At 30.4% G+C, this 6290-nt stretch carries 5 protein-coding genes; 4 read left to right on the top strand and 1 reads right to left on the bottom strand.

Features of this window, described 5'->3' with window-relative positions:
- Positions 1-34: 34 nt before the first annotated feature.
- Positions 35-1639: a sensor histidine kinase gene (locus tag P8V03_RS12205; protein WP_318798313.1), complete on the bottom strand. Its 1605-nt coding sequence runs from the start codon at positions 1637-1639 to the stop codon at positions 35-37.
- A gap of 413 nt (positions 1640-2052) precedes the next feature.
- Between P8V03_RS12205 and P8V03_RS12200 the strand changes: the two genes are divergently transcribed.
- The 4 genes from P8V03_RS12200 to lipA all read left to right on the top strand — a co-directional run bounded on the left by P8V03_RS12200 (position 2053) and on the right by lipA (position 6158).
- A complete protein-coding gene (locus P8V03_RS12200; protein ID WP_318798312.1) occupies positions 2053-3513 on the top strand; it encodes an aminoacyl-histidine dipeptidase in 1461 nt (486 codons plus the stop codon).
- 232 nt (positions 3514-3745) lie between these two features.
- The gene (locus tag P8V03_RS12195; protein WP_318798311.1) at positions 3746-4015 is read left to right on the top strand and encodes a hypothetical protein; all 270 of its coding nucleotides are present in this window, start codon (positions 3746-3748) and stop codon (positions 4013-4015) included.
- 226 nt (positions 4016-4241) lie between these two features.
- The gene (lplA, locus tag P8V03_RS12190) at positions 4242-5240 is read left to right on the top strand and encodes a lipoate--protein ligase (protein ID WP_318798310.1); all 999 of its coding nucleotides are present in this window, start codon (positions 4242-4244) and stop codon (positions 5238-5240) included.
- 39 nt (positions 5241-5279) lie between these two features.
- On the top strand, positions 5280-6158 hold the full coding sequence (lipA, locus tag P8V03_RS12185; RefSeq protein ID WP_318798309.1) for a lipoyl synthase: 879 nt from the start codon (positions 5280-5282) through the stop codon (positions 6156-6158).
- Positions 6159-6290 lie beyond the last annotated feature (132 nt).

Raw genomic sequence — 6290 nt, 5'->3', positions numbered from 1 at the left:
TTAATTGTTTTTATTTAAAAGCAATAGTTACCATCTATAAACAGGAAAATTCAATATTAGCAGCTTGTGTTAGCCTATTATTCATTAAATCATAATTTGATTCATCTTGATTTTCTGATGGAATTGCGGATCTAGGAAAGGTTATTGTAAAAGTAGACCCCTCTCCAACTTTACTTTCAACAGTAATGTCACCATCTAGCTTATTAACTAATAGTTTAACAAGGCATAGTCCTATACCTGTTCCTTCAGAGCCCCTTGTCATACTATTATTAACTTGTCCAAAACGATCAAAGATTAATGATAGCTTTTCATTTGGAATACCTACTCCAGTATCACTAACTTTTATGTAGATATGGTCTTCTTTATGAGATATACTTACGCTAATTGATTTACCATTAGGTGTAAATTTAATAGCATTAGATAAAAGATTTAATAATATACGTTCATATTTTTCATCATCAATTGCTGTTATTATAGAGGAACTTGCTGCTGAAAATTCAATTTTTATATTTTTTTCAGATGCGTATAAGGATATAGATTCTATAATAGATTTGCTCAAATATATTATGTCTAAGTTTCTTTTATAAATATTTAAATATCCGGATTCAGCCTTTGTTATATCTAATAGATTGTTAACCAGTCTTAACTGTTGAAGAGAACTTTGACGTATCTTCTCAATATATTTTCCAGCTGTCTCTGAAAGTTCGCTACCACATATTAACTCTAATGCTTGTATGGCAGATAAAGAGATTGTTAATGGTGTCCTAAATTCATGGGAAATAAAAGAAAAAAATTCCTTTTGAATTTTCAATACTTTTTCAACAGCCTGTTTTTGGTTAACTTCAGCAGTTACATCAATAGCTATTATAAGTACTTCTGAAATATTTCTTTCAAAATCTAGAATGGGATGAAAGATTAGATTAAAGTATAAGAATCTATCATGAAAGAAAACCTTAAAGTTGTTTCTATAAACTACATTTTTGGTTTTTCTCATTGACTCGATGCATTCAAGATTTTCATCATCTTTAAAGTATGGAAATACCTCTAATATACTTTGCTTTGAATTAATTTTTTCAAAAAGTTCTGCATCATTTGATTTTATACTCATTATATACTCTTTAGTTTTTTCATTAAACTCGATAAAGCTTAGTTCAGGGTAGGATAGTCTAACTACAGGAATTGCTAGTGAATTTACTATATTATAAAGTATATCGCGGTGATTTTTTATATCTTGAGCGTAATTGGATATCTTGGAAATATCGCGGCTGCATATTATGCCTATTAAAAAATCACCATTATCATCAAAGATAGGTGTACCGCTAATACCAAGATAGGTTATTTTGTCATCCTTCTTCACATACAAGGTTCTCTGAGTTATTTTTTCACCTAGTAGCACACGAGAAGTGGTCATATCTTCAAAGGGAATTTCATCTCCTTCAATATCATATAGAGTGCAGGATTTTCGTAGGTCATTAATGCTTTTTAAAGGGCCAAAATAGTCTCTTGCAGCCTTATTCAAACCTAAGTAATTGCCATATTTATCAATAATCAAAATAGCATCAGATATATTTTCTATAATATATTCTAATTCTTTGTTTTGGTTTTTTAAGGGTAAAGAAAGGTAGTCTGAGCTGATCATAATAATCCTCCAGTAAGAATAAAAAATTAAAAAAATAAAATGTATAAACATCGGAGTTTTTACAAATTTTAATAATTGTATTAGCATAATATTATCATATAATTCTAGTAATTTCCATAAAATTCTTGTAGTTAATGCTAAATTATGATATTTTTGTATGATAAAATAGAGTTTGTAGATACTACTAAATAAATACATAGCAACTAAAGTAGAGTAATGATTGAGTAATTGATTATTGAGTTTATAAATTATTATTACACTTTCGGTATAATTATGTAATCTTTAATAAATCTTAAAAACTACAAGTCTTGATTTTTATTTCAGTTTGTGGTGAAATATAAACAGGCAAATGTGCTACAATTTGGTTTTACTGTATATGTAAACGAATTAATCAAATAGAAAGGATGATATACATGACAAATAATGTATTAAACAATCTAAATCCTACAGAGGTATTTAAATATTTTGAGGAGCTTTCTCAAATTCCAAGAGGATCAGGAAATGAAAAGGAAGTAAGTGATTATTTAGTAAACTTTGCTAAGGAACGTAATTTAGATGTTATCCAAGATGCTGCTTTAAATGTTATAATAAAAAAGAAGGCAACTGCAGGATATGAAAACAGACCAGCTGTTATTATACAAGGACATATGGATATGGTTTGTGAAAAAAATGTAGATACAGTACATGATTTTACAAAAGATCCAATAAAATTAAGAGTTGTAGAAGATATGGTTTATGCAACAGGAACTACTCTTGGAGCAGACAATGGAATTGCAGTTGCAATGGGACTTGCAATTTTAGATTCTAAAAATATTGAGCATCCAGCTTTAGAGCTACTTGTTACAAGTGCAGAAGAAACTGGAATGGACGGTGCAGCAGCATTAGATCCTAAAAATGTAGATGGAAGAATTCTTATCAACATAGATTCAGAAGAGGAAGGCACTCTTCTTGTAAGTTGTGCTGGAGGACTTACAACTAAGGTAACTGTTCCAGCAGTTTGGGAAGAAGCTGATAAAAACCTAGAGGCTTGTGTAATTAGAATTAGAGGCCTAAAGGGCGGTCACTCTGGTATGGAAATTAATAAAGGAAGAGGAAACTCAAATAAATTAATGGGACGTATCCTTAGAGACTTAACTGATAACTTAGAGTTAAGAATTAGTGAAGTTAACGGTGGTTCAAAACACAATGCAATTCCACGTGAAGCTGATGCAGTTATATTAGTTAAACCAGAAGAAAAATCAATGATCCAAACAAAGGTTGCTCAGTGGGAAAGCACATTAAAGGATGAGCTTAGAACACCAGACCCAGATTTAAGAGTAGAGTTTGAAGCTTTAGCTACTGCACCTACAAAAGTGTTATCAAAAACTAGTGCAGAAAGCCTAGTTAACTACTTATACTTAGTTCCAGACGGAATTAACTCAATGAGCATGGATATAGAAGGTCTAGTAGAAAGCTCTATAAACCTTGGAGTAATAACAACTTCACAAGAGGGAATAGAATTCATAAGTGCTATGAGAAGTTCTGTAAAAAGCTTAAAAATGGAGCTATTTACAAGAGTATCAACTATAGCAAAACTTGTTGGTGCAAAAGTTGCTGCAGAATCTGACTACCCAGAGTGGGCATATAATCCAGATTCAAAGATTAGAAATGTATTTATAGAAGTTTATGAAAAGATGAATGGAAAGAAACCACATATAACAGCTATTCACGCAGGACTTGAGTGTGGATTGTTAGGAGAAAAGTTTAGTGGTTTAGATATGATCTCCTTTGGACCAAATCTTTATGATGTTCATACTCCAGATGAACACATGAGTATATCATCCGTTCAAAGAATGTGGGATTACTTATTAGAAGTTTTAAAGAATGTAAAATAGAATATTTATTCTAGAAGAAGTAAAAATAGGATCAAAGATATTAGTTAGGTATATACTATATTTTAACTAATAATCTTTGGTCCTATTTTTGCATATGCTCTAATCATGCCAAAGTGGAAAACCAGTTAGAAATATGTATGTTTAGGTTTTACTCAATAATTAAGAATTGCAAGCAGCTTCCTTGAGAATAATAGATAATATAAAGTTAACTATTTTAAGGAGGCATTATAAGATGAGAACTATAGAGAATGTTTTAGAAGTTATAAAAGAAATAGATTGTAAAGATGACGAGTTATACAACAAAATAAGATCAGCCTATGAGGGATACGAATACGATGGAAAAACAGAGGTAGTTATCGAAAGAAAGGAAAAGTACGATGAATCAGATCTTAAAGCCTATAGTGCCCACATAGATACAAAAGATGCACCGGAAATTATAGCTGTTATTAGAGAAGGTGCTGATGGATATGTAGCTACAGTGATGAATGCTTATATACACTAAAACAGTAAAATGCCCAGTATAAATTAAATTCTTATACTGGGCATTTTAGTACAGATGAAAAACCTACAGCTTCTTACAACAGATATGTATTTTGAAAATCCCTGTAAATCACGAAAAGGTTCTAAAAAGTTGCTAAATACACTTAATTTGAAAAGTTCGGAATAATAGTATATTATGTATATATAAGGAATTGTTAAAGTTTTATTTATTAACTAGGGGGAACAAAATGATTTTTATTAAGAATGACAATACCAACCCAGCAATTAATCATGCTGTTGAAGAATATGTGCTAGATAAATTTGATGATGATTGCTTTATGCTTTGGAGAAACGAACCTAGTATCTTAGTTGGTAAAAATCAAAATACTTTGTCAGAAATAAACCTTGATTATGTTAGAGAAAAAAATATACCAGTAATTAGAAGAATGTCTGGTGGAGGGACTATTTTTTGTGATTTCGGAATTATACAATTCACTTTTATTTCTTGTAATAGAGCAAATAAGTTTGCAGACTTTGGAAAGTTTACCTCTCCTGTAATTAATGCCTTAAAAAAACTTGAAATTGAAGCAGAGTTATCTGGAAGAAACGATTTAACTATAGAGGGAAGAAAGTTTTCAGGAAATGCTCAGTATAGTAATAAAAATAAGACATTACACCATGGAAGTATATTATTTTCACCGAATATGAATAAATTAGTACAAGCATTGAAGGTAAAACCAATAAAATTTGAGGGGAAGGCAGTTAAGTCTGTTGCCAGTAGAGTTACAAATATAAGTGAACATCTTAAGACGGCTATGACTGTAATAGAATTTAAGAATTTTTTGCTTGATTCTGTTATGAGTGAATATGAGAACTCAAATTTATATGAATTTAGTGATGAAGAATGGGAAAAAATTAGAAAAATATCTAGTGAAAAATATGAAACTTGGGAATGGAACTATGGACATTCCCCTAAGTTTAATTACTTTAATGAAAAGAAGTTTTTAGGAGGAATTGTACAAGCTAATACATATGTATATAAGGGAATTATAAAAGATATTAAGCTTTTTGGTGACTTTTTTAGTGAAGGGGAAGTAAAAGAGTTAGAGGAATGCTTAACTGGTATAAAGTATGTAAAAGAGGATATCTACAAAGTTTTAGATAATATAGATATTGAAAGATACATGAGTAATATAAGTAAAGAAAATTTACTATCTTTAATTATGGGATCAGATGTAGTTTTATAAGTTACATAATGATTTTATCAAACAGAGGGGGAGAGATTAATGGCACAAAGGAAACCAGAGTGGTTGAGGGTAAAAATTAGAGGGGGAGAAAATACAGGAACAGTCCAAGAGATACTAAGAAAGCATTCTTTAAATACAGTTTGCAGGGAGGCAAACTGTCCAAATAGAGCTGAATGTTTTAGTAAGAGAACAGCTACTTTTATGATACTGGGAAGAAATTGTACTCGAAATTGTACATTTTGTAACGTAACAAAGGAAAAACCGGAAGTTATAGATAAAAATGAGCCTTTTAATGTTGCTCAAGCGGTAGATAAGTTAAATTTAAAGCATACAGTAATAACTTCTGTTACTAGAGACGATATTGAAGACGGTGGAGCAGGACATTTTGCAGAGGTTGTGGAACAAATAAAGAAGCTAGGTAAGGATATAACCATTGAAGTGTTGATACCTGATTTTAAAGGTGATGAAGCAGCACTAAAGAAAGTAGTTAGCTCAAAACCAGACATTATAAACCATAATATAGAAACAGCTGCTTCCTTATATAGTAATGTAAGGCCTATGGCGGTTTATCAACGATCACTTGATCTTTTAAATAATGTAAAAAAAATGGACAATTCTATTTTGACTAAGTCTGGTTTTATGGTTGGACTTGGTGAAACAGAGGAAGACGTAATAAACATACTCAAAGATTTAAGAAAGGTGAATTGTGATATTGTAACTATAGGACAATATTTAGCACCTTCATCAAAGCATCATCCTGTGATAGAATATATACATCCAGATATATTTAAAAAATATGAAGAAATAGCTTTAGACATGGGATTTGAGTTTGTTTTTTCAGCTCCCTTAGTTAGAAGTTCCTATAATGCGGAAAGAGTTTTTACTAAAAAACATAATAAAGATTTGAATATAATCTAATATTATAAATTAAGTTTCATAATGAAACTAAAAAAACAATTTTCTCAAAATGGTACTATTTTTGTATCCTTTTGAGAATTTTTTATGTTAAAGCCTTATATAGCTTATAATATTATATGGCATGAGAGTTGC

Origin of the sequence: Clostridium tanneri (assembly GCF_033659955.1) — a bacterium.
GTDB classification, from domain to species: Bacteria; Bacillota; Clostridia; order Clostridiales; family Clostridiaceae; genus Clostridium_AM; species Clostridium_AM tanneri.
Note: the sequence above shows the minus strand (reverse complement) of the source record. Positions and strands in the feature narration are given on the sequence as shown.

What these genes read in the sequence shown, in the direction of transcription:
- P8V03_RS12205 (WP_318798313.1), bottom strand. Translation starts at nt 1,639, where the DNA reads ATGATCAGCTCAGACTACCTTTCTTTACCCTTAAAAAACCAAAACAAA.
- P8V03_RS12200 (WP_318798312.1), top strand. Translation starts at nt 2,053, where the DNA reads ATGACAAATAATGTATTAAACAATCTAAATCCTACAGAGGTATTTAAA.
- P8V03_RS12195 (WP_318798311.1), top strand. Translation starts at nt 3,746, where the DNA reads ATGAGAACTATAGAGAATGTTTTAGAAGTTATAAAAGAAATAGATTGT.
- lplA (WP_318798310.1), top strand. Translation starts at nt 4,242, where the DNA reads ATGATTTTTATTAAGAATGACAATACCAACCCAGCAATTAATCATGCT.
- lipA (WP_318798309.1), top strand. Translation starts at nt 5,280, where the DNA reads ATGGCACAAAGGAAACCAGAGTGGTTGAGGGTAAAAATTAGAGGGGGA.